Genomic DNA, 20896 nt, shown 5'->3' with positions numbered 1-20896 from the left:
CGTCGGACGGAAAGGCTCGGTGATCGGGCATGGTCGTGACGGGAGGAGTGCCGGTGGGGGACGAGGGGGAGAGCGGTGGCGTTCAGGCGTTGCGGGCCTGGGCCGGCGAGGCCGTCGGGCGGGCGAAGGCGTTGCTGCCGACGCCGGGCACGGCCGCCAAGGCGTCGCGCGCCCATGACGACTCGGTCACCGAACTCGACGCGCTCACCCGCCTGTTGGACCACGATCCGGAGCTGCGCAGCTCGGTGACCCTATGGCTCGGCGGTGCCCTCACCCTGCGCCACGGCGTCGGGGGCGGGATGCTCGAGGACCGGGAGCGGGCGCACGGTCTGCTGCGGAACGTACGGGACCCGGCGACGAGTATCGGGGCCGCGGCCTCCACCGAGGACCGGCGGTGGGCCGCGCTGTTCCTGCTGACGCACGCGATGCCGCTGCAGGAGATGCTGGGCGGGCTCTCGCCGGAGCCTGACGCGACCGCCATGTTCGACATGATCATGCGGGAGGGGCCGAACGGGATAGCCGCCTTCGCGGCCGAGCTGCAGGAGTTGGTGACCGACGCGGCCGAGCTTCCGCTGCCGCCGGAGACCTTGGGGCAGCTGCGGCAGGTGCGCGACCTCTATGCCAGTCCGTCGGCCGACGGGATCGCCGACCTGTTCACGAGTCTCATCCCCGACAACGGTTTTCCGGGCGCCGATCAGCTGCGGCAGATGATGACGAACTGGCAGACGACGATGACCGGTGGCATGGGCCCGAAGAGCGGCACGGCCCCTGGCACCGGCTCGGACAACACGGGTGATACGCGCGTCACCCGGGACCCCTCCGACAAGGCCGACGCCGACGCCCCGGACCCCTCGGCCGAGGCCGCCGCCGGTGCCGGTGCCGGTGCCGACGCCCCGGCCATGCCCCGTACCCCCGACGATATCCGCCGGCTCATCGCCGCGTGGCAGGCCGTCAACACCACGTCCGTGGACTTCGTGAACCACGTCGGCGGCGGCGACCCCGCTGCCCTCAATCAGCAGCTCCGGCAGTTGCGCGATGCACTGGACGGGCTGCCGGACGGCATGGCGGACAAGGACGCTCTCGGCGGGCTGATGGCCCTGCTGCTCAACGTGAGCGACGGCGCCGGCGGCACTCTTCAGGACCAGGCGCTCGGTCTCGCGCATATCCAGACGGTCACCGACTACCTGCGGCGCAAGTCGGAAACCTCGATCCCCATGGCCGACAGCCTCGCGATCATGGCGGACGTGATGGGCCTGATCACCGACGTCCGTACCGCCGCGCAGGCCGAGGACGTGCAGGGGCTCCGCGGCCTTCTGCCCAAGGCCGAGGCCCTGGCCGACACCGTCCCCGAGGACCACGACATCCGCTTCATAGTCCTCATCGCCCGCGCCATGGCCCGCCTCATGCTCGGCCGGCACACCATGGACAGGGATCTGCTGCTGCGCGGCCTCGCGGACTTCGAGGAGGGCAGGACCGCCGCGCGGAACAGCAGCCTCCCGATCGGGTACGAGGAGCTGGAGGCCCTGGTTCCCGACCTCGCGACCCTGCGTTCGTACCTCACCGACGACACGACGACGATCATCCCGGACCGGGACGTACCGCCACCGGACGCCCCCGCCGACCAGCTGCACACCGCCGCGAACCGGCTCGGCATGCGCTACGGCCTCACCAAGGACCCGGCGGACCTCGAGGCAACCATCACCACGCTGGAACGGCTCCGCGAGCACGTCCGGCAAGGCCGGGCCCCGCGCGTCGCGGCCGAGTCCCTGTGGTCGCTCGCCGAGTCCTACCGCGCCCGCTGGCACCGGGAGCAGAGCGAGTCCGACGCGGACGCGGCCACCGACACGGCGAACGAGGCCCTGACCGCCCTCGCCGCCGACGTCCTCCTCCAGCACGGCGCCGAACACCGCCTGACGACCGCCCGCAACGGGGCCTCGCTCGGCGTACGGGCCGCCTTGTGGGCCGCCGCGCACGGAAGGGTGGCCGACGCGGTCGCCGCCCTGGAGCTGGGCAGGGCGCTGGTGCTGCAGTCGGCGGCCACCTCCCGGGCCGTACCTGACCTGCTGGAGGAGCGGGGCCATCCCGAACTCGCCGCCGCCTGGCGGGGGTCCGGCGCCGCCGACAGTACGGAGCTGCCCGCCGAGCTCCCCAGCACCCTGCGCCGGCAGGCCCTGGAAGCCCTGGGCTACCGGGAGCGGGGCGGACTGCTCGACACCCCCACCCCGCGCGAGCTGGCGGACGGCGTGGGCGCGGCCGGTGCGGACGCGCTGATCTATCTGGTCCCCGGCAGCGAGGGCGACAGTGAGGCCCCGGGCATGTTGCTGGCCATAGGCCCCGAGATCGGCATCGGCGTGGGCGCGCTGCCCATGCTGTCGGAAGCGGGCAGCGCCCCTCTGGAGCGATACCTGGACGCGGCCGCCGCCCGCTCCCCGGACCCGGACATCGTCGACGAACAGGCAGAAGCGGCCTGGGAGGAGGCCCTGGCCGAGCTGTGCGGCTGGGCGTACGAGGTCTTCGTCCATGTCCTCGCCGGGCTGGAGGAACACCTCCCGGGCGACGCGGCCGACCGCCGTACGCCCCGGGTCGTCCTGGTCCCCTGCGGCCGCCTCGGGATCGTCCCCTGGCACGCGGCCCGCTTCCCCGCCGACGCCCCGCACGACCATCTCTGCCAGGCCCTGGTGATCAGCTACGCGGCCTCCGGCAGCCAGTTCCTGCGTACGGTGAAACGCGCACCACGCGATCCGATCGCGGCCCCGGCCATGGTGACCGACCCGAGCATCACGCTGACGTATGCCGAGCAGGAGGTCCTGGAGCTGCGCAACGCCTTCTATCCGGGGGCGCGGCTGTACGGCGACTTCGGCACCCTCCCGCCCGACTCGGTGCCGACCGGCACCCCCGACCAGCTGCTGACTCTGCTCGCCCAAAACCACTCGATGGTCCATCTGGCCACACACGGGCTGGCGGGGGTACGGCCGACGGAGTCGGCCCTGCACCTCGCCCCCACCGACCCCGGCGAGGAGATCGGCCGGCTCACCGTGACCCGGCTCCTCGACCGGCCACAGCCCGCCGAACAGACGGCGCCGGACGGCCCGCTGATCGTCCTGAGCGCCTGCCAGACCGATCTGAGCACCCGCGACCACGACGAGGCCCTGACCCTCACCACGGCGTTCGTCTCGGGCGGCGCACGTGATGTCGTGGGGTCGCGGTGGACCGCCCAGGACAGCGCGACGATCCTGCTGATGGCGGTCTTCCACCACGGTCTGCGGGCCGGACTCAGTCCGGTCGACGCGCTGCGGGCCGCGCAGCTGTGGATGCTCGACCCGGACCGGAAGGACCCGGGCTGTCTGAGCGACACGTTACGGCACGACATCCGCCGCCCCGACCTCCAGCGGCCCGCCCTCTGGGCCGCGTTCATCCACCAAGGCCACCCAGGCCAGGGAAAGGAGACCGTATGACCCCGGGTGAGGACAGCGGGACGAGGGTGCTCGGCCTCATCGGCGAACACCTCGACAGCATCCGCGCCCAGCTGACCGGTGAGCAGTACCAACTCCTGCTCACCCGGCTGCGCGCGCTCGCCGACACCCCGCCGGACGACTCCAGGGCCGTACGCCGGGCCTTCCAGGCCGTACGCCTCTGCCTGCTGCCGCTGCCGTTCGACCATCCGGTCCGCGAGGCACTGGACTCCGTCCGGCTCGTCGCCACGGCACCCGTCAGCCTCCCGGTCGTCCTGCGGACGCAGGAACTGCTGGCCCGGCTCACGGCCGGCCTGGCATCGCCCGCCGAGCCCCCCGACACCGCGGCCATCATCGCCGCCGCCGAGCGCAGGCTGCTCCGCACGCCCGCCCTCCTCTCGGCCGACGAGGTCCGCGGCCGGTACCGCGGCTCGGCGCCGCCACCCGAGCTGATCCGGTTGGCCGACCCCGACCTCGGCGACCGCTACCCGGAGTTCCAGTTCTGGCCCGGGGACGGAGCGGCGTACGAGGTCGTCCTGGAGGTCAACCGGGTGTTGCTCGCCGACGCGGACCCGTGGGGAGCCGCCGACTGGTGGCTGAGCGGCAACGCGTGGCTGGGCGGCGTGCCGCCCGCAGCCCTGCTCGGCATCCGGCCGGACCGTGATCTGGTGGGCGCGGCCGTCGCGTTGGTGGAGGGGGACTGATGCACGAGGAGACCGTGTCGCCCTCCGCGTACCGCTTCCGGCCGCACTGGGAGGTGCTGCCCGCCGGTACCCAGCTGTGGCGGTTGCACAAGTCCCGCTTCGCGGCCGGGGAGTTCAAGCCGTTCGACCCGAACGCCGACGCTCCCGGCCGCTTCGACGGCACGCCGGAGGACCCGTACCCCTGTCTGTACGCGGCGACGGACGCGGAAACCGCTCTCGCCGAGACCTTGCTGCGCTCGGTCGACTACGACCTTGAGATCGGCATGCGGCTCATCCTCTGGGCCCAGGTCCGGGGCAGGTCGCTGAACGTGGTGCGGACCCGGTGCGAGCTGAAACTGGTCTCGCTGTGTTCCGGAGCGGCCCTCGCCGCCGTCTGCCAGGACAACCGGCTGCTGGAGAACGAGGGAGCGGAGCACTACGAGCGCACGCGCCGCTGGGCGCGGGAGATCAGGGCCCAGGCGCCCGAAGCCATGGGGATGATCTGGGGTTCGAAGCGCAACCCGTCGCAGCGGGCCCTGGTGCTCTTCGGGGACCGTCTCACGGACTGCGCGGGCGGGCCGCTCGATCCACTCCCGTACCGCAGCATCCCCGACCTCGGCTCACCGGACGGCATCAAGGAGGCCAACCAACTGCTGGAAACCCTCCGTTCGGCGATCAGGGAGCCGCTGCACCGCTGAGCCCGACACCCTGCCCGGCACCCTGACCTACGCTCGCTTGTCCCCGTGTGACACGTGGTGCCATCGTTGACGGCATGGCACCACCGTCTCTCGACCATGCGTCAATTCTCGGCGAACTACAGGAGGTCCGGCGGGCGGGGCTGCTCAGGCTGCGCGGTCGGGAGCTGCCCGCCCTGGAGTCGGCCGCGGCTTCTTTGGCGACCGCGCGCACCCGCGAGGTCGCCATGGAGGCGCTGCTCCGCCGCGCGGTGGAGCGGCTTGACGCGGGCACGCTGCGGACCGCCGCCGAGTACACGCTGGGCCTGGCCCAGGGCACCCGGGACTGGCCGGCGTCCTCCCGCCGGGCCCGCGCGGCCGAGGTGTACCGGGTGAGCGAGGAGCGCTTCCGCAAGCACCACGAGGTGATGGTGCTCGGGCAGGTGGCCGAGCACATCGTGGAACTGGTGGAATTGCTGAAGGACGGCGGCGACGAGCCGGGCGAGGGCGACTGGGAGGGTGACACCCACCGGTTCGTGGACGTCCTGGCGGGCGATCGGACCGTACGCCTCACCCTCCATATCCACCCCGTCGACCTGCTGCGGGACGTGGATGTGGTGGTCTCCCCGGTCAACACCTACTTCGCGCTGCCCGAGCCGTACAAGTCCTCGGTCTCCGCCTCGTTGCGCCGGGCCGCCTCCGTGCGCGGGGTGACCGGCGACCTGCTGGACGACCCGGTCCACGACGAGCTGCGCACCTGGGCCGCGCGGCACGGCGCTTCGGGGCGTCCGGTGGTTCCGGGCACGGTGGCGGCGACCGGTTCGGGAGCCATGGCCGAGTACGGCGTACGGCGGATCTACCACGCGGCGGTGGCCGTACCCCGGGCCGGCACCAACGACTACGACGTGCTGCCCGCCGACGTCACCCGCGCCACCTCGCGCGCGATCGCGCTGCTGGCCGAGGAGCGCGACCGGCACTCCCCGCCGCTGCGCTCGGTGTGCTTCCCGCTGCTCGGCTCGGGGCGCGGCGGGCTTCCGTACCGGGTGAGCGCGGCTGCCGTGTGGAGCGCCGTCGAGGCGGAACTGGCGCGCGGGGCGCGATGGGAGGTGCACTTCGTGGTGCGCACGCCCGAGGCGGCCCGCGTGGTGGAGCGCATCCCGGCCAGGACCCGCCCGGGGCGCGACCAGTCGGCGCCCGGCCGATCCGCTTGACTGGAAGGGCGGGTCGCCCAGGTGGGGTGCCACGGGGGAGCCTCCCACCGGGGCGGCCCGCGCCACCGAAGCCACCGAAGCTGCCGAAGCTGCCGAAGCCACCGAAGCCGTTGATCTCGACGCGGTGTCAATTCACGTAAGGATCACGCATGTGGGTGCCGACGTCACATACCGTGGCCGTATGACCAGGGGGATGGTTGAGTGGGCGCACGGCTGCGCAGGTCGCACGGTGACCTGGCCCGCCCCGGATATGTACGTACTCGTCGACGGTGTCCTGCTGCGCATGGTGCCCGAGCCGCCCGGCCTGCCGCCGGGTACGGCCGTCAGCGTGCGCCACGATCCCGAACGGCAACGGCTGGTGGCCCATGCCGACGGGACCGCCGACGGGACCGCTGACGGCACCGAGGCGGTGGTCGTATGAGCGTCCACAGCATGGAGTTCGGGGCCGGGTTCGAGGAACGGCAGCCCGTCGTCCTGCTCCTCGACACCTCCGCGTCCATGGGCCGCCCCGAGGAGCACCCGCGGATCGACGAGCTGAACGGCGCGCTGACCCGCTGGTTCGACGGGGTCCGCGGGCAGGAGCGGCTGCGCACCCGGGTGGAGGTCTGCCTCATCACCTTCGACTCGGCGGTGCGTGTCCACGACCCCGGCCCGGGCCGCCTGGTCCCGGTCGAGGAAGCCGACACCGACCGGCTCTTCGTCCCGGTGGACAGCCTGCACCCGCCCACGCTGCGCGCCGAGGGCCTGACCCGGCTGACGGAAGCCGTGGAAACGGCCCTCGAACTGGCCCGCGCCCGCTACCGCACGCTGCAACGGCAACGGGTGCCGGTTCGGCGCCCCTTCCTGTGGGTCCTGACGGACGGCGCACCGAGCGACGCCCAGGGCCGCCCCCTGGACGCGACGGCCCTCGCGGGTACGGCGGGGCGGGTGCGCCAGGGCGAGGAGCAAGGGGAGTGGATCTTCCAGGTGATCGGGGTACGCGGCGCCGACCTGCCGATGCTCCGGGTACTGGCGCCGAAGGCCACGTCCCCGTTGGAGAACCTGGACTTCGGCCGGATCCTCGACCTGCTCTTCCAGAGCACGGACGACAGCAGCCCGGACCAGGCCGCGGATCTCATCCACCAGGACTTCGACGACCGCGCCGCCCGGCTCGCGCGCATGGAGAGGCTGGAGAGGGACCTCCGGTGATCGTCGCGGGCGCCTCCGTCCAGGGCACCGCTCATCTCGCCGCCGGGCAGGGCTGCCAGGACGCGTTCAAGGCGATCGACCTGGGCGATACGGCCGTCCTGGCGGTGTCCGACGGCGCGAGCAGCCGTGACCGCAGCGCCCTGGGCGCCCATATAGCGGTCGACGCGGCCTGCCGCCTGCTGACGGAGGACATCCCGGACGCGGGGGAGACGCCGGAGGCGTGGACCCGGTGGATCGCGGGGCGCGGACAGAGGGTGGTCGAGGAGTATCTGCGGGCGGTGTCAGGGGTGTTGGGTACGGAGCCGGGAGTGTTGGGCACGGAGCCGGGAGTGTTGGGTACGGAGCCTGGTTCAGCGGACTCCGGCGCAGCAGAGCCCGGTTCAGCAGACCCCGGCGCCCTGGCGGCCACCCTCACCGCGGCGGTCGTGGCCCCGCCCTGGGTGGCCTTCGTCTCGATCGGCGACGGCTTCGGTACCCTGCTGACCCGCGACGACCGCTGCCACCTGGTCCTCCCGCCGCCCACCGGTTCACCCGTCTTCCTCTCCTCGCCCGGTGCGGCCCTCCGTATCCGCACCTTCGTCGCCTGGGAGCCGGAACTCGGCGGAGTGGTCCTGGCCACCGACGGCTGCGCCGCCCTCACCCTCGACCACCCCTCCGTCCGCCAACTCGGCCCAGAAGCGGGCCCCTTACCGGCCGAGCGCTTCTTCCTCGGCCTCGCCGCCACGCTCCGCCAGAACCACGGAGACGCCGAGCCCCTTCGGCATCGGCTCTCCGGGCCGGAGGCCGGCCGGACCGGTGACGATCTGACCGTCCTGTGCGCTCTCGTCGAAGGGGGGCGACCGTGGGACTGACAGTGGTGTCCGGCAGTGGACACACATGGCGGCTCACCGAGCAGATCGGCAGCGGCGCGGAAGGGTTCGTGTACGGCGTCGACGACGGCCGCCCCCTCGTCGCGAAACTCGTCCCGGACCCGCCCGACCCCGAGGCCTACCGGCGCCGCGTGGCCCGCCTGGTGCGCCAGCGCCGCGAACCCCGCACCGTCGGCCTGCTCTCCGGCACACCCGTCCGGCTGGCCTGGCCACTGGTCCCGGTACGCACGGGCGGCGGCACCGGCTCCGACCGCGTCGACGGCTATGTGATGACCGATATGCGCCACGCCTACCAGCCGTTCAGCCACCTCCTCACCGTCTCCACCCGCACGGCCTTCCTGCCCCGGGCGACCTGGGCGACCGCCCTCCACGCCGCCCTCGCCCTCGCCCGGCTGCTGGGCGAACTGCACGCCGAAGGCTATGTGGTGGGCGACCTCAAGCCCGACAACCTCTGGGTCGACGAGACCGGCCGGGTCGGTATGGCGGACGTCGACTCCTGGCAGTTCACGGACGGCCGCGAGGTCTTCGCGGGCCGGATGCGCACCCCCGGCTACACCGCCCCCGAGCGGATCGGCGCCCCGGCCGGTACGCCACCGGACACCGCGTCCGACGAATTCGCCCTCGCAGTCCTGGTCCACCAGCTCCTCATGGCCGGCCTGCACCCCTTCGCCGGGCACCCGGCGGACGGCGGCGACTATCTGTCGTACGACGACAACGTGGCGCACGGCCGCTGCCGGATCGTCGACCGTACGTCGGTACTGCTGCCCCGCTCCGTGCCACCCGCCGATCTGCTGCCGAGACGGCTCGCGGAGCTGTTCCGGGCGGCGTTCGGACCCGCGCGCCGACGCCCGACGGCGGCCGAATGGGCCCGGGCGCTCGCGGCCGAGCCGGCCCCCGGCCGGTTGAAGGCGTGCACGGTGAACGCCCGCCATCTCCACACCGTGGAACGGCCGTGGTGCCCGTGGTGCGACCAGGCCGAGCGCGGCGCCGACAGCTACCCCGGCCGATCGCAGGAGGAAGCATGACGACCCACCTCTCCGTCGCCCGGACGCTGGACCGCTGCACGGTCCTCGGCCCCGGCACCCGTGCGGTGATCTGGGTACAGGGCTGTCCGCTGCGCTGCCAGGGCTGTGTCGCCGCGGAGACCCTGCCCTTCGAGGGCGGCACCAGCCGCTCGGTCGCCGAACTCGCCGACTGGCTGTGCCGGTTGGACGGCATCGAGGGCGTCACATTCTCCGGTGGTGAGCCGTTCAGCCAGGCCGGGGCGCTGGCCGAACTGCTCGACGCGGTACGGGAGCGGCGCCCGGACTTCGGCGCCATGGCGTACTCCGGCTTCCGCCACGAGGCACTGCGGCGCGGCGCCCCGGACCGGCTCGCCCTGCTGGAACGGCTGGACCTGCTGGTCGACGGGCCGTACCGGGCGCCGCTCCACGGCAGCCTGCGCTGGCGCGGCTCGGAGAACCAGCGGCTGATCCCGCTCACCGACCGCTACACACGGGCCCTGGCCGAGCCGGACATGACCGCCGGGATCGAACTGTCGGTGGACGCCGACGGATCGCTCTCCTGGGCCGGGGTTCCGCCGACCCCCGGATTCCGGGAAGGGCTTGAGAAGCAGCTCGCGGCGCGGGGGTTCGTGCTGCACACCGAGGCACGGAGGGAACGATGAGCGGATCACCCAAGTACAGCAGCGTGCGCGTCGGCGCGGTGTACGCCCAGCGGGAGGCGGCGGAGCGCCGCCGCCGGGCCGAGCAGCGACTGGCCAGGGAACGCAGGCGGGCCGCCGAGCGGGCCCGGCTGGTCCAGGAGGCGGCCGCCCGCCGGGAGCGCGCCCGCGCCGAGGCGGAGCGGCGCCGGGCCGAAGTCGCCCGTAAGGAAGCCGAGGTGGCGGCTCGCCGGACAGCCGAGCGCGACGCTCGGCTGGCCCAGGCGCGGGCGGAGCAGTCCCGGGCCGACGAGCGCGGTCTCGAGGAGGTGCGGGAGCTGATCGCCGAGGCCCAGCGGTCCGGGGCCCGGGCCGAGACCGGTTCCCTGGAGCGGCAGTTGGCCGGGCTGCGGGGGCGGGCCGCCCGTGGGGAACAGCTCGGGGACGCGGTGGAGGAACTGCGCGGCCGGGTCGTGAACCTGCGCCCGGCCGCGGCCGGGGACCGTACGGATGACAGCGCCGCCGTCCTGGCCGGCCTGGAGCGCCGACTCTCTGCCACCCGCCCGGACGGCGCCGCCCTCGACGCGGACGGCCATCGGCGCTGCACCGACCTGCTCGACCAGCTGCGCGCGGCTGCCGGCCCGGGGCGGCAGGTCCGCTTCGAAGCGCTGCTCGGCACGGTCGAACACGCCCTTGCCCGGCATGCGGCGACGGTCTCGGATGCGCGGGAGGCCACCGTGCGGCAGGCCCGCGCGGAACAGGAGCGCGAGGCGGCCGAGACGGCGCGGCGCGAGCGCGTCGAGGCGGCCGAGGCCGCGGAGCGCGAGCGCGTCGAGGCGGCGGAGGCGGCCCTGGAGCTGGCCCTCGCGGAGGCCGCCGAGCGGTTCGACGCCGTACGCCCGGCGGCCGAGGGCGTGCTGGACACCGCCGCCGAACTCGGCGACCCCGGCCTCGCCGACGAGATCGGGGACGCTCTGCGCGCCGTCACCGAGGCGCTGACCGCGCGGTCGGCGACCGAGGCCCTGGAGGCGGTCGCCGAGCTGGAAGGCCGGCTCCCCGACGCCGAGAACCGGCTGGACGAGCTGGAGCTGGCCTACCAGCGGCGCCGGGACCTGGTGGAGGCGCTGCGGGACGCCATGACCGGCGAGGGGTTCGCCTTCGAGGGCGGTGAGGACCAGGGGGGCTCCTTCCGGCTGCACTTCACGCGGCCGACCGGGGCGACGTACGAGACCACGGTCGCCACCGAGGACGACGGCACCCCCGTCCTCGTCTACCACGTGGACGGCGAGCCGGACGTGAAGCTGTACGCCCCACAGGACGAGGCGGTGTGCGACACCACCGAGGCGCTGCTTGAGCGGGTGCACGAGGCGCTGGGTGGCGACGACGGCTTCGTACCGGGCGAGCTGACCTGGGACGGCAAGCCGCCGCCGGACCAGCGCGGCAAACCGCTGCCCGGCGGCATCTCCTGGCGGTGGACGACCCCGTGAGCACGGTCGACTTCACCAAGGACGAGGACGGTACGGGGCCCGTCACCGCCGACGGCATGATGCCCCTGTGGGCGGTGTCGCTCGGCTGGGAGCTGCGGCGCGGCCGCCAGGTGATCCTCAACGGGCAGATCCGGGACCGCTGGTGGTTCGAGGACCGGCCCGCCACCTTCCGGGAGCTGGTCGCCGGGGTGCTGGAAGTGCGCGGCGCCGATGTGGTGGGCTGGTGGGACCCGGTGGCCGGGCTCACCTTCCCGCTGCCGGGACACGCGGAGCGCTTCGCCCAGCTGGAGGCGGGCCGGCCGCACACGGCCACCAGGAACGGCGGCCGGGACACCCCCGCGGGCGACGGACAAGCAGGCGACCGGCAGACAGGCGACCGACAAGGAGACGCAGGGCAGCAGGACAACCCGCGCAGCCGGCGCGGCGGCGAACGCGAGCGGGACCGGTCGAGCCTGCTCTCCCCTCGCCGGGCCGGCCCCCCGCGCGCCTTCGACGACGTCCTCGCCACCGTGCACCGAATCGCCGCCTCCCCCGACGCGGCCACGGCCTTCGTCTTCCAGGACGTCGACCACCACCTCCCGCCCGGCCAGCCGGAATCGAACCCCGGCTACCTCCGGCTGCGCGCCGCGATGACGGACGCCGTGACGCCCCGCCAGACCCTGGCGGGCCGCCGCCCGCACGCCCGTAACGCCGTCCTGTGCGCGGTGGGCGACGTCGGCCGGCTGCCCGGGTGGTTCCATCTGGAGGACCCCCGGATCGCCACCCTGCACATCGGCCCACCGGACCCGAGCGAGCGCCGCCTGTGGCTGACCTGGCTGCGCGGCGACTTCAACGGCGCTCCGACCGCCGCCCGCCACGACATCGAGGCCCTGGTCGGCGCGACCGACGGCATGTCCGGTTGGGACATCGAAGCGCTCGCCCGGACCTCGTGGCTGCGCGACGCGCCCCTGCAGAAACCGGACAAGCTTCTGGAACTGCATCGGCTCAACGTGAGCGTCGACCCGTGGACCCAGCTGGACCGGGAGACCGTCGCCCGCGCGGCCGACGTACTGGGCACCCGAGTGGTCGGCCAGGCCAAGGCCGTCGACGCGGTGGCCGCCGCGCTCCAGGCGGCCTTCGTGGGCATCGACTTCGGCGGCTCCGGCACCGCCCGCCCCCGGGGCGCGTTCTTCTTCGTCGGCCCGACCGGCGTCGGCAAAACCGAACTCGCCAAGGCCGTCGCCGAGTTGATGTTCGGCGACCAGAGCGCGTACGCCCGCTTCGACATGAGCGAGTACCAGCAGGAACACGCGGCCGAACGGCTCGCGGGCGCGCCGCCCGGCTTCATCGGCCACGAGCAGGGCGGCGAGCTGACCCGCCGGGTCCAGGAACGGCCGTTCAGCGTCCTGCTCTTCGACGAGATCGAGAAGGCGCACCCCCGGGTGCTGGACAAGTTCCTCCAGATCCTGGAGGACGGCCGCCTCACCGACGGCCGGGGCCAGACCGCGTACTTCTCCCAGTGCCTGATCATCTTCACCTCCAACACGGGCGCCGAGGCGGTCCAGGATCTGCTGTCCGAAGGTGACGAAGAAGTGCCGTACTCCGCCCTGGAGGCACACTTCACCCGGGCCGTGGAGGAAAAGTTCCGGGCCATAGGCCGGCCGGAGATCTACGGTCGGCTCAAGCCGGGCGTGGTCGTCTTCGACATGCTGCGCCGCGCGCACATCGTGAAGATCGCCGACCGGCTGCTCGGCCAGCTCACCGAGTCCGTCCGCGAACGCCACCAGGCCGAGCTGGTCCCCGATACGGACACCCTGCACCCCTGGATCACCGAGCGGATGAGCGACCCGGAGCACCAGGCGTACGGCGGCCGGCAGATCCGCAACGAACTGGAGCGACTGCGGGCGGCCGTGGTCACCCACTTCCTGGCACACCGCCCGACCTCGGGCAGCCGGATCCGGCTCGGCATCGACGACGACGGCACACCGTGGGTCAGGATCGAGGAAGGGAACGGCTGAACACATGCTCGGCATCGCCATCGGCCACCGCATCGCCCGCATCGGCCGACTCGACCCGGAAGGCCGCCCGACCGTAACGGCGACGGACCTGGCCGGAACGGACGGAGTCGCCGACCCCGCCACCGCACTGACCATGCTCCTTGCCGACGTCACGGGCGAGGGGGCGGTGGCCACGGGGGAGGAGGCGGTGCTCGGCCTGCCGGGCGCCGCCGGCCGCGAGGCCGAGGCCGACCTCCGCCGCGCCGCCGAGGACGCCGGCCTCCGCGTCAACAGAATCGTCCCGGAACCGGTCGCGGTGGCCCTGCACTACAGCGCGATCGACGAGGGCGTACACCGCACGGTGCTGGTGGTCGACCAGGCCGCGACCACAGTGGACCTGACGGTCCTCGCCATCACCCCGGATCTGACGGTACGCATGGTCACCACGCGCACCGCCCCGCTGGCCGACGACCACGCCCTCACGGCGATAGCCCAGGAGCTGACCGAGGCGGCCCCGGACGCCGTACTCCTCTCCGGCGAGCTGTACGCAACGCCCGCCCACCGCACGGACATCGAAAACCTCGCCGATGCCCAGGGCCTGACGATGCGCTGCCGGGACCCCGAATTGGCCGTCGTACGCGGCCTCCTGCTCCTGGAGGACTTCGGCCTTCTCCGCATAGCCACCGGCCCGGCACCGGCGAGGACCCACTTTCCCCCGCCTTTGGAGGACCCGGAACCGCAACCCTGGCCCACTCCCGTGGCGGATCCCGAACCGCAGAACGCCCCACCCGACAACGCCCCCAAGGGGCCGGGGGCCGTGCCGGATCCGCCGCGTGGGCGCGAGCGACCCTCACCGCCCCACAGTGAACCACCCACCGCGACCACCCCACCCAACCCCACACCCGAACCCGAAGCAGCACCCGAACCAGAACCTGCACCAGCACCAGCACCAGCACCAGCGCCCGAACCAGAAGCAGCACCAGAACCAGCGCCCGAACCCGAAACGCCGCGAACAGAACCGGCCTCCACCCTCCGCTCCGTCCCGGTCACCCAACTCCAGGCCATCCGCCGAGACGACCACCTCCTCGTCCTCTGGGCCTGGCCCGACTCCGCCCTCACCGCTCGCGTCCGCTGGCGCCGCGAGGACGTAACCACGGCCGGCGACGGCCCCCGCGACGGCGACATCCGCTGTCAGCGCCGGGTCTACGAACACGACGGCGGCCTGGACCTCCCCGTCGGCCGAGGCGCGGTCACGCTCACCGTCGAGGCCCTGGTCCCCGATCCTGCCGTCGACACCGAGGGCGCCGCCTCCCTGCGCATCCCGGCGGAGCCCCCCATCGTCGAGTACGAACCCTCCCTGCGCCGCCGCCTCACCGGCGCCCGCGTCGCGACCGTCACCTTCACCGCCCGGACCGGCTGCGACCTCCCCGCCCTGCGGATCGTCCACGGCCTCGGCCGCTACCGCCCCACCAGCACGGCCGAGGGCACCGTCCTCCACGAGGTCCCCGCCCAGCGCCTCCCCGCCGGCGCCCCCCTCATCGTGGAGTTCCCCCTCCCCAGCACCAAAGGCCCCTCCTGGCTCGTCTGCTTCCCGGTGGACGGCCCCGACTCCGGCCCCGACTCAGAACAAGACCGCAACATCGACATCCGCCCCACGGCGCTGCACCGGCTGCGAGTGACCTGAATGGCCAAACGACTCACGTGCCCCTACTGCTACGAGACCTTCGCCCCGAGCGAGATCCGCTTCCGCTGCAACAGCCGGCTCAGCCGCACCCGCAAGCAGTGCCAGCGCCGCCGCGACCCGGTACTCGACGAACGCTTCGGCAGGCGCCCCAGCCACGACGTGGGCCCGGACTTCGCCGCCGACGGCCGCAAGTCGACGGCGGTGTGCCCGGACTGCGACGGCGAGACGACGTACCGCATCTGCCCGGTCTGCCATGTCGAACTGCCGGTGCAGTTCGGGATGGTGGAGAACCGGCTGATCGCGATGGTGGGCGCGCGATCCTCCGGCAAGACCATCTACATGACCGTGCTGCTGCACGAGATGCGCAACAAGATCGGCGAGGCCTTCGGCGCTTCGCTGATGGGCCTGGACGACACCACCATGCGCCGTTACAGCTCGGAGTACGAGGACCGGCTCTACCGCGACCGGCAGATGTTCCCGCCCACGCAGACCGCGACGACCAACGCCAACCGGGTGGAACCGCTGGTGTTCAGGTTCGGGCTGCGCCGCAAGGGGCTGTTCGGGGAGCGGCCGCAGCACAGCGTGCTGTCGTTCTTCGACACGGCGGGCGAGGACTTCAACAGCCGGGAGAGCGTGGAGCTGAACACCCGGTATCTGACCAACGCGGACGGCATCATCCTGCTGCTCGACCCACTGCAGATGCCGGGCGCCCGGGACAGCGCGGCGCCCGGTACGGCGCTGCCGGGCGAGGACGGCATCGACCCGCCGATCAACGTGCTGAGCCGGGTGAGCAGCATGCTGCTGGCCGCGCAGGGCGGTAAGGCGGCGAAGGTCGACACCCCGATCGCGGTGGTCTTCTCCAAGATGGACGCCTTCTGGCATCTGATGGAGAACGGCAGCCCGCTGCGGTCGCACGCACCCGCGCTCGGCCGCTTCGACGTCGGCGACAGCCTCAGCGTCCACGAGGAGGTTCGTCAGCTGCTCAGGGAGTGGGACGGGGTGCCCATCGACCAGTCCCTGGAGAACACCTTCGCCCGCTACCGCTACTTCGGCGTCTCCGCACTGGGCCGCAGCGCCACCCCCGAGGCCCGGGTCGCCGACACCGGAATCCAGCCCTACCGGGTCGCGGATCCGCTGCTGTGGCTGCTGAGCGAGTTCGGGTCGGTGCCGAAGGCGGGCCGCGGACGATGAGCTTCCAGCAGCTCTACTACACCTCCTGCGAGCACGGGCTCAGCCATTCCGCGGGCTTCCAGTTCAACGCGGTCAGCGAGCAGGTCTCGGCCGAGACCCGGCTCCGGGTGGAGGGCCTTGCCGGGTACGAACCACCGCGCTCGCTGGTCGAGTCGGACACCCCCGAGCTGCTGGCCCGCTGCCCGGTGAACCTCTGCCACATCCCGGACCCGCAGGGCGGCGCCACCACGCTGTGCGTGCGGTACGTCGGCCGGGACTCGGCACGCCGCTTCGGCAACTATTTCGCCCACGCCCTGTACACCGAGGGCGAGTTCACGCCGGACAGTGGTGGGCTGCTCGCGATCGAGCTGTGGGACTCCCCGGTGTGGACCGTACGCGTCGCTGATACGACCGAGCTTCCGGAGCTGCCCGCGCCCCTGCCACGCGGCCCGCTGTCCCCCCGCTCGGCGCGCGCCTTCGTCCGCGCGCACCCGCACGCCGAGCAGCTGCCGGCCCTGCTGGCTGCGGTGTTCGCGGCGCTCGCGGAGGACGGCTCGGTTGTGGTGATCGACGATACGACGGACCGGATCGCCCACTGGTTCGCGACCGTCTCCTACCTTCTGCCACCCCCGCTGGCCCGCACCCTCTCCTTCGCCACCTACCTCTTCCGCCCCACCCGCAGCCGACTGCACCTGATCGGCACGGTGCCCGGCGCGCAGCCCGACTTCGGCCCCGACGACGAGGAGTCGTACGCCGTCTTCGACTTCTCCGCGGGCCGCTTCCCCGAGGTGGTGCCCACCCACCATCTGGTACGGCTGCTCACCCGGATCGGGGTCGGGGCGATCCGCTCGGTGTGGTCGTGGACGGCCGAGTACACGCACGGCCAGGAGCGGGCGCTGGGCGACTGGCACGCCCCGGTGGCGGCGGCCGCGGCGGCGGGCGGCACGGAGCTGACCGACGCCGACCTCCGCGCGGTGATCGACTGGCTGCCCAGGGCCGGTCATCTCGGGCCGCGCCGGGCGGCGGTGGCGGCGGACATCCACCACGCCCACCGGGACCTGGACGACGATCAGCTCGCGGTGTTGAGCGTGGCCGCCGAGAGGGGCGGTGACACGGCGCTCCACCATGAGCTGGAGGGCAAGCTCCACCAGTCCCGGATCCGCGCCTATGTGACCGGTGTGGAGAACGCGGCAGGACCGGTGCCGATCACGCGCCCCGCCGAGCGGGAGCGGGCCACCGCCCTGTGGCAGCGGATGCTCGGCGAAGCCGCCAACAGCCGCCAGCAGGTACGGCTGCTGCTGTGGGCGGCGGGGGCTCGGCTCGCCCCGCCGCCGAAGCTGCTCATGGCCCAGAGCCTGGACCTGGCCCGCGCCCTGCTCGGCGCCTCCGGTGCGGGCCCCGGCCTCCGGGAGGAGGTCGTCCACCTCGTCCACACCCTCCCGGAGTTCAGAGCCGGGCTGGCGACGGCGGCGCAGGAGGTGCTGGACGAGCGGGGCGGTCAGGAGCAGCTGTTCGCCCAGTTCCCGGCCACGTTGCTGAGCGAGCGGGACCTCGGTGAGCGGCCCGGGCTCCTTGAGCACTACTGGCTGGCGCAGGCCGAGCGCCGGCCCACCCACACGGTCGACCTGCTGTTCAGGATCCTGGAGGTGCGCGGCCAGGTCTCCCCGGACGCGGAGCTGCTGCGGGGGCTGTGGCGGCAGCCGTCGCCCGCCTGGACGTACGAGGAAGCGACCGCGATCGCCCGCCGGCTGCCGTCGGGCCAAGGGGCGGGCCATCCGGTGGACGAGGCGGTCGGCGAGTGGTTCGACCGCGCGGTGAAACAGGAGGTCCGGGACGAGGAGGGGTTACGGGCCTGCCTGGTGCTGTGCGACACACTCACCGCGCCCGGACGCGATGCCTGGCTGCGGCCGGTCACCCGGGAGTGCGTACGGACCACCCTCCAGCTGGACACGGCCCTGCGCGAGACCACCGAGGCCACGGCGCTCGCCCGCGCGTTCCGGATCCCGCAGATCGGTGCCTGGGCGGCCCCCCGCGCCCTGAAGTACTACCGGCTGCTTCCCGCCATGCTCCGGCTGCCCGCCGACCCGGCCCGGCTGCGCACCGAGATCGGGGACTTCGGTTTCTCCCTCGCCGACGGCTATCTGCGCAGCGTCTACGGGGCCGCGGCGACCTCGGACCGTGTCGACGAGGTGCTGTTCAGCCAGGTCACCGGGGTGATCGCGATCAACTACGAACGGGTCGCCCTGACGCTGGCACATGTGGAGATCGTCCGTGCGCTGCGCCAGCACACCGCCCGCTTTTGGCGTTCCGAGGACCTGGACCGCCTGTCCCGCGCGCTCCGCCCCTACAACACGCGGCTCGCCGACGACTATCAGCAGTACGCCGAAGACCGTCTGGGCCGCGTGAAGAAGTGGAGCCGCAAGCTCACCCATCGGCGGCCCTCGGACGGCCCTCGACCGGAAGGGGGGTGAGCCTGAAGATGAGCGACATCCTGACCTTCGTCATCGTCCCCGCCCTCTACCTGGCGCTGCTCCTGCTCTACCTGCTCTTCGTCCCGGCGATCGCGGCCCTGCGCGGCGCCGCCCTGGTCAGTGAGCTGCTGTGGCGCTACTGCCGGCTGCTCAACGGCGTGCTGCGCCTGCGCACCCCCGAGTTCGTGACCATCCCGCCGTACCGCCCCGCCGACGAACGGGCCCACCGCAACTACTTCTTCGGACCCGCCACCCGCGATCTGCGGCAACTGCTCGCGCAGGGGCGGCGGCTGTACGTCCGTACGGTCACCGACGCCTACCGCCGGGTGACCGCCGACCAGTTCACCGCACCCTCCACGCACCGCTCCGCTTCGGTCCCCTACGGCCTGACCCTCTATCTGGGCCTCGGCGTCGGCGCCGCCGCCGCGGTACCCGTGCTGGGCCTGCTCCTCGGCCTGCACGCGCTCGGCGTCGCCCTGCTGACGGCCGGCGCCCGGCTGACCGCACTCACCCTGCGGGCCGCCGACCGCGCGGTGATGATCCTGCGCGGGCTGCCCCGGGGCATGCTGTGCCCCAGCTGCTTCGAACGCGTCCCCTATCCGGCATACGACTGCCCCCGTACGACCTGCCGACGCCGGCACGCCGACATCCGCCCCGGCACCTTCGGCCTCTTCCGCCGCCGGTGCGCCTGCGACGAGCGGATACCGACGCTGCTGATGCTGATGAGCAGGGACGCCCGGCTGAGCGGCTACTGCGTGCACGAACACTGCGGCAAGTCGATGAACCCCGACGCCGGGCATATGCCCGAGCTGATCCTTCCGCTGATCGGCGGCCGGGCCGCGGGCAAGACACAGCTGATGGCGGCGATGGTGAAGTCACTGGAGAACACCGCGGAGAACGGCGGTCCTGCGCTCCGGCTCGCGGACCCCGAGTCGACCGCCAACCAGCGGGTGCTGAATGAGGTCCTGGAGATCCAGGGCCACACCCGCCCCACGCAGAAGACACTGCCCCGAGCCCATTCGTTCGTACGGGGCAGCGGCCGTGCCGAGCGGCTGGTGCATGTCTTCGACACGGCCGGCGAGCGGTTCGTCAACCGGGAGGAGACCGACGCGCTGCGCTATATCCGGGAGGCCCGTATCTTCGTGTTCGTCCTCGACCCGATGGCCGTCGACGCGTTCTGGACCCGCCTCGACCCGGCAGGTCCGAAGGTGGACCGCACGCTGGCCTCGACGGTCGACCCGGAGGATGTGTTCTCGCGCTCGGTGCAGACCGTACGCACGATGGGCACCCGCCTCGACAAGGCCCGGCTCGCCGTCGCCGTCAGCAAGAGGGACCTGCTGACCGGGCAGCCCGCGCTGCTGCCCGACCGCCCGGACGACAGCGATACGACGCGGGATTGGCTGTGTGAGCGGCTGGGGTTGCGGAATCTGTTGCAGACGATGGATTTGGAGTTCGGTGAGGTCCGGTTCTTCTGTACGGCGGCGGTGGCGGATGAGGAGGGGCGGGTGGACCCCAGCATTGGGGATTTCGTCGACTGGTGTCTGCGCGAGTAGGAGTGTGTCCTGGTCATCGAGCGGAGTCATCGAGCGGGCGATGCCGGATCCACTCATGCTTCGAGGTAGTCGTGTACCGGTTTCATCGGACCGAGCGTCAGGTCCGTGACGATATGGCTCGCGGAGATGATCTCCAGCACAGGCAGGTCGGCCAGGGGAGCGAGGACGTGCTCGAACAGCTGCAGCCTGGCCGGCGCGGTCCATGCCTGCTTGACCTCGATGTCGGTGATCTCCGTACACACCAGCTCACAGGCCCGCATCGACGCGTCGTAGTCCGGGGCGAACTTGAGCATGTAGGTGGGGATGCTGATCTGCGCACGGGCGTCGGCGGGATCCATGGCGTGGTGTTTGTAGCCCATGGTCGCGGTGGCCACCCGGATCGAGCCGTAGTCGAGGGTGCCGACGAGTGCGGCGTTGTCCAGGTAGAGCGAGGGTGAGCCCAGGACCTTGGGATAGGCGCCGACCTCGCGTCCGCCGGCGGCGGCGGGGAAGCTGTCCAGGTACATCGCGCGCAGATACTCACCGGGTTCGCCCTGGTAGCTGACCGAGATGGCCTGTCCGGCCTCGGTGTAGGGGCCGTACCCGGTCACCTCGTTCATCTTCATCACATCGAACCGCACGATGGGGTCCTCGATCTCCAGCGGCTCCGGTGTCACGGCTCTGACGGCGTCCGGATCCGTCCGGTAGAAGATGTTGAGGTACTCGCGATCGATGTACTTGGGCAGCATCGGCGGGTAGGCGGGGGCGCCGATCGGGGTGGCGTAGTGGCGGCGCACATCTTCGGCACGCATGGTTCTTCTGGCTCCTTTGGTACGGATGTACGGATCGGGCCCGAC

Annotated in this window: 16 protein-coding genes; 15 read left to right on the top strand and 1 reads right to left on the bottom strand. The window is 72.6% G+C overall.

Going from position 1 to position 20896, the window contains the following annotated elements:
* Positions 1-53: 53 nt before the first annotated feature.
* From ACWDSL_RS10085 to ACWDSL_RS10015, 15 genes are all read left to right on the top strand, one after another.
* Positions 54-3455 carry a CHAT domain-containing protein gene (locus ACWDSL_RS10085; RefSeq protein WP_450483581.1) on the top strand — a complete coding sequence of 1134 codons (3402 nt, stop codon included), beginning with the start codon at positions 54-56 and terminating at the stop codon, positions 3453-3455.
* Positions 3452-4156: a hypothetical protein gene (locus ACWDSL_RS10080; RefSeq protein ID WP_450483579.1), complete on the top strand. Its 705-nt coding sequence runs from the start codon at positions 3452-3454 to the stop codon at positions 4154-4156. The genes ACWDSL_RS10085 and ACWDSL_RS10080 overlap by 4 nt, the downstream gene beginning before the upstream one ends.
* Complete coding sequence (locus tag ACWDSL_RS10075; RefSeq protein WP_450483577.1) at positions 4156-4833, top strand: RES family NAD+ phosphorylase; 678 nt, start codon at positions 4156-4158, stop codon at positions 4831-4833. Before ACWDSL_RS10080 ends, ACWDSL_RS10075 begins: the two co-directional genes overlap by 1 nt.
* A gap of 74 nt (positions 4834-4907) precedes the next feature.
* Positions 4908-6020 (top strand): macro domain-containing protein, encoded by a 1113-nt coding sequence (locus tag ACWDSL_RS10070; RefSeq protein WP_450483575.1) that lies wholly within the window; start codon positions 4908-4910, stop codon positions 6018-6020.
* A gap of 181 nt (positions 6021-6201) precedes the next feature.
* Positions 6202-6441 carry a hypothetical protein gene (locus ACWDSL_RS10065; protein WP_450483573.1) on the top strand — a complete coding sequence of 80 codons (240 nt, stop codon included), beginning with the start codon at positions 6202-6204 and terminating at the stop codon, positions 6439-6441.
* A complete protein-coding gene (locus ACWDSL_RS10060; protein WP_450483571.1) occupies positions 6438-7208 on the top strand; it encodes a vWA domain-containing protein in 771 nt (256 codons plus the stop codon). The genes ACWDSL_RS10065 and ACWDSL_RS10060 overlap by 4 nt, the downstream gene beginning before the upstream one ends.
* Positions 7205-8059, top strand: a complete 855-nt coding sequence (locus ACWDSL_RS10055) for a protein phosphatase 2C domain-containing protein (protein ID WP_450483569.1) — start codon at positions 7205-7207, stop codon at positions 8057-8059. The genes ACWDSL_RS10060 and ACWDSL_RS10055 overlap by 4 nt, the downstream gene beginning before the upstream one ends.
* Entirely contained in the window at positions 8050-9102 is a 1053-nt protein-coding gene (locus ACWDSL_RS10050; RefSeq protein WP_450483567.1) for a protein kinase domain-containing protein, read from the top strand. The genes ACWDSL_RS10055 and ACWDSL_RS10050 overlap by 10 nt, the downstream gene beginning before the upstream one ends.
* Positions 9099-9743 (top strand): 4Fe-4S single cluster domain-containing protein, encoded by a 645-nt coding sequence (locus ACWDSL_RS10045; protein ID WP_450483565.1) that lies wholly within the window; start codon positions 9099-9101, stop codon positions 9741-9743. Before ACWDSL_RS10050 ends, ACWDSL_RS10045 begins: the two co-directional genes overlap by 4 nt.
* Positions 9740-11206, top strand: a complete 1467-nt coding sequence (locus tag ACWDSL_RS10040; RefSeq protein WP_450483564.1) for a hypothetical protein — start codon at positions 9740-9742, stop codon at positions 11204-11206. The genes ACWDSL_RS10045 and ACWDSL_RS10040 overlap by 4 nt, the downstream gene beginning before the upstream one ends.
* On the top strand, positions 11203-13203 hold the full coding sequence (locus ACWDSL_RS10035) for an AAA family ATPase (protein WP_450483563.1): 2001 nt from the start codon (positions 11203-11205) through the stop codon (positions 13201-13203). The genes ACWDSL_RS10040 and ACWDSL_RS10035 overlap by 4 nt, the downstream gene beginning before the upstream one ends.
* 4 nt (positions 13204-13207) lie before the next feature.
* Positions 13208-14866 carry an Hsp70 family protein gene (locus ACWDSL_RS10030; RefSeq protein ID WP_450483561.1) on the top strand — a complete coding sequence of 553 codons (1659 nt, stop codon included), beginning with the start codon at positions 13208-13210 and terminating at the stop codon, positions 14864-14866.
* Positions 14867-16057 (top strand): TRAFAC clade GTPase domain-containing protein, encoded by a 1191-nt coding sequence (locus ACWDSL_RS10025; protein WP_450483559.1) that lies wholly within the window; start codon positions 14867-14869, stop codon positions 16055-16057.
* Entirely contained in the window at positions 16054-18507 is a 2454-nt protein-coding gene (locus ACWDSL_RS10020; RefSeq protein ID WP_450483557.1) for a GTPase-associated protein 1-related protein, read from the top strand. Before ACWDSL_RS10025 ends, ACWDSL_RS10020 begins: the two co-directional genes overlap by 4 nt.
* 8 nt (positions 18508-18515) lie before the next feature.
* Entirely contained in the window at positions 18516-20060 is a 1545-nt protein-coding gene (locus ACWDSL_RS10015; protein WP_450483555.1) for a TRAFAC clade GTPase domain-containing protein, read from the top strand.
* 53 nt (positions 20061-20113) lie between these two features.
* Here ACWDSL_RS10015 and ACWDSL_RS10010 read toward each other — a convergent pair whose 3' ends face one another.
* The gene (locus ACWDSL_RS10010) at positions 20114-20851 is read right to left on the bottom strand and encodes an acetoacetate decarboxylase (RefSeq protein WP_450483554.1); all 738 of its coding nucleotides are present in this window, start codon (positions 20849-20851) and stop codon (positions 20114-20116) included.
* Positions 20852-20896: the final 45 nt, after the last annotated feature.

The organism is Streptomyces sp. NPDC000941 (assembly GCF_053599555.1).
Note: the sequence above shows the minus strand (reverse complement) of the source record. Positions and strands in the feature narration are given on the sequence as shown.

What these genes read in the sequence shown, in the direction of transcription:
- ACWDSL_RS10080 (WP_450483579.1), top strand. Translation starts at nt 3,452, where the DNA reads ATGACCCCGGGTGAGGACAGCGGGACGAGGGTGCTCGGCCTCATCGGC.
- ACWDSL_RS10075 (WP_450483577.1), top strand. Translation starts at nt 4,156, where the DNA reads ATGCACGAGGAGACCGTGTCGCCCTCCGCGTACCGCTTCCGGCCGCAC.
- ACWDSL_RS10070 (WP_450483575.1), top strand. Translation starts at nt 4,908, where the DNA reads ATGGCACCACCGTCTCTCGACCATGCGTCAATTCTCGGCGAACTACAG.
- ACWDSL_RS10065 (WP_450483573.1), top strand. Translation starts at nt 6,202, where the DNA reads ATGACCAGGGGGATGGTTGAGTGGGCGCACGGCTGCGCAGGTCGCACG.
- ACWDSL_RS10060 (WP_450483571.1), top strand. Translation starts at nt 6,438, where the DNA reads ATGAGCGTCCACAGCATGGAGTTCGGGGCCGGGTTCGAGGAACGGCAG.
- ACWDSL_RS10045 (WP_450483565.1), top strand. Translation starts at nt 9,099, where the DNA reads ATGACGACCCACCTCTCCGTCGCCCGGACGCTGGACCGCTGCACGGTC.
- ACWDSL_RS10040 (WP_450483564.1), top strand. Translation starts at nt 9,740, where the DNA reads ATGAGCGGATCACCCAAGTACAGCAGCGTGCGCGTCGGCGCGGTGTAC.
- ACWDSL_RS10030 (WP_450483561.1), top strand. Translation starts at nt 13,208, where the DNA reads ATGCTCGGCATCGCCATCGGCCACCGCATCGCCCGCATCGGCCGACTC.
- ACWDSL_RS10025 (WP_450483559.1), top strand. Translation starts at nt 14,867, where the DNA reads ATGGCCAAACGACTCACGTGCCCCTACTGCTACGAGACCTTCGCCCCG.
- ACWDSL_RS10020 (WP_450483557.1), top strand. Translation starts at nt 16,054, where the DNA reads ATGAGCTTCCAGCAGCTCTACTACACCTCCTGCGAGCACGGGCTCAGC.
- ACWDSL_RS10015 (WP_450483555.1), top strand. Translation starts at nt 18,516, where the DNA reads ATGAGCGACATCCTGACCTTCGTCATCGTCCCCGCCCTCTACCTGGCG.
- ACWDSL_RS10010 (WP_450483554.1), bottom strand. Translation starts at nt 20,851, where the DNA reads ATGCGTGCCGAAGATGTGCGCCGCCACTACGCCACCCCGATCGGCGCC.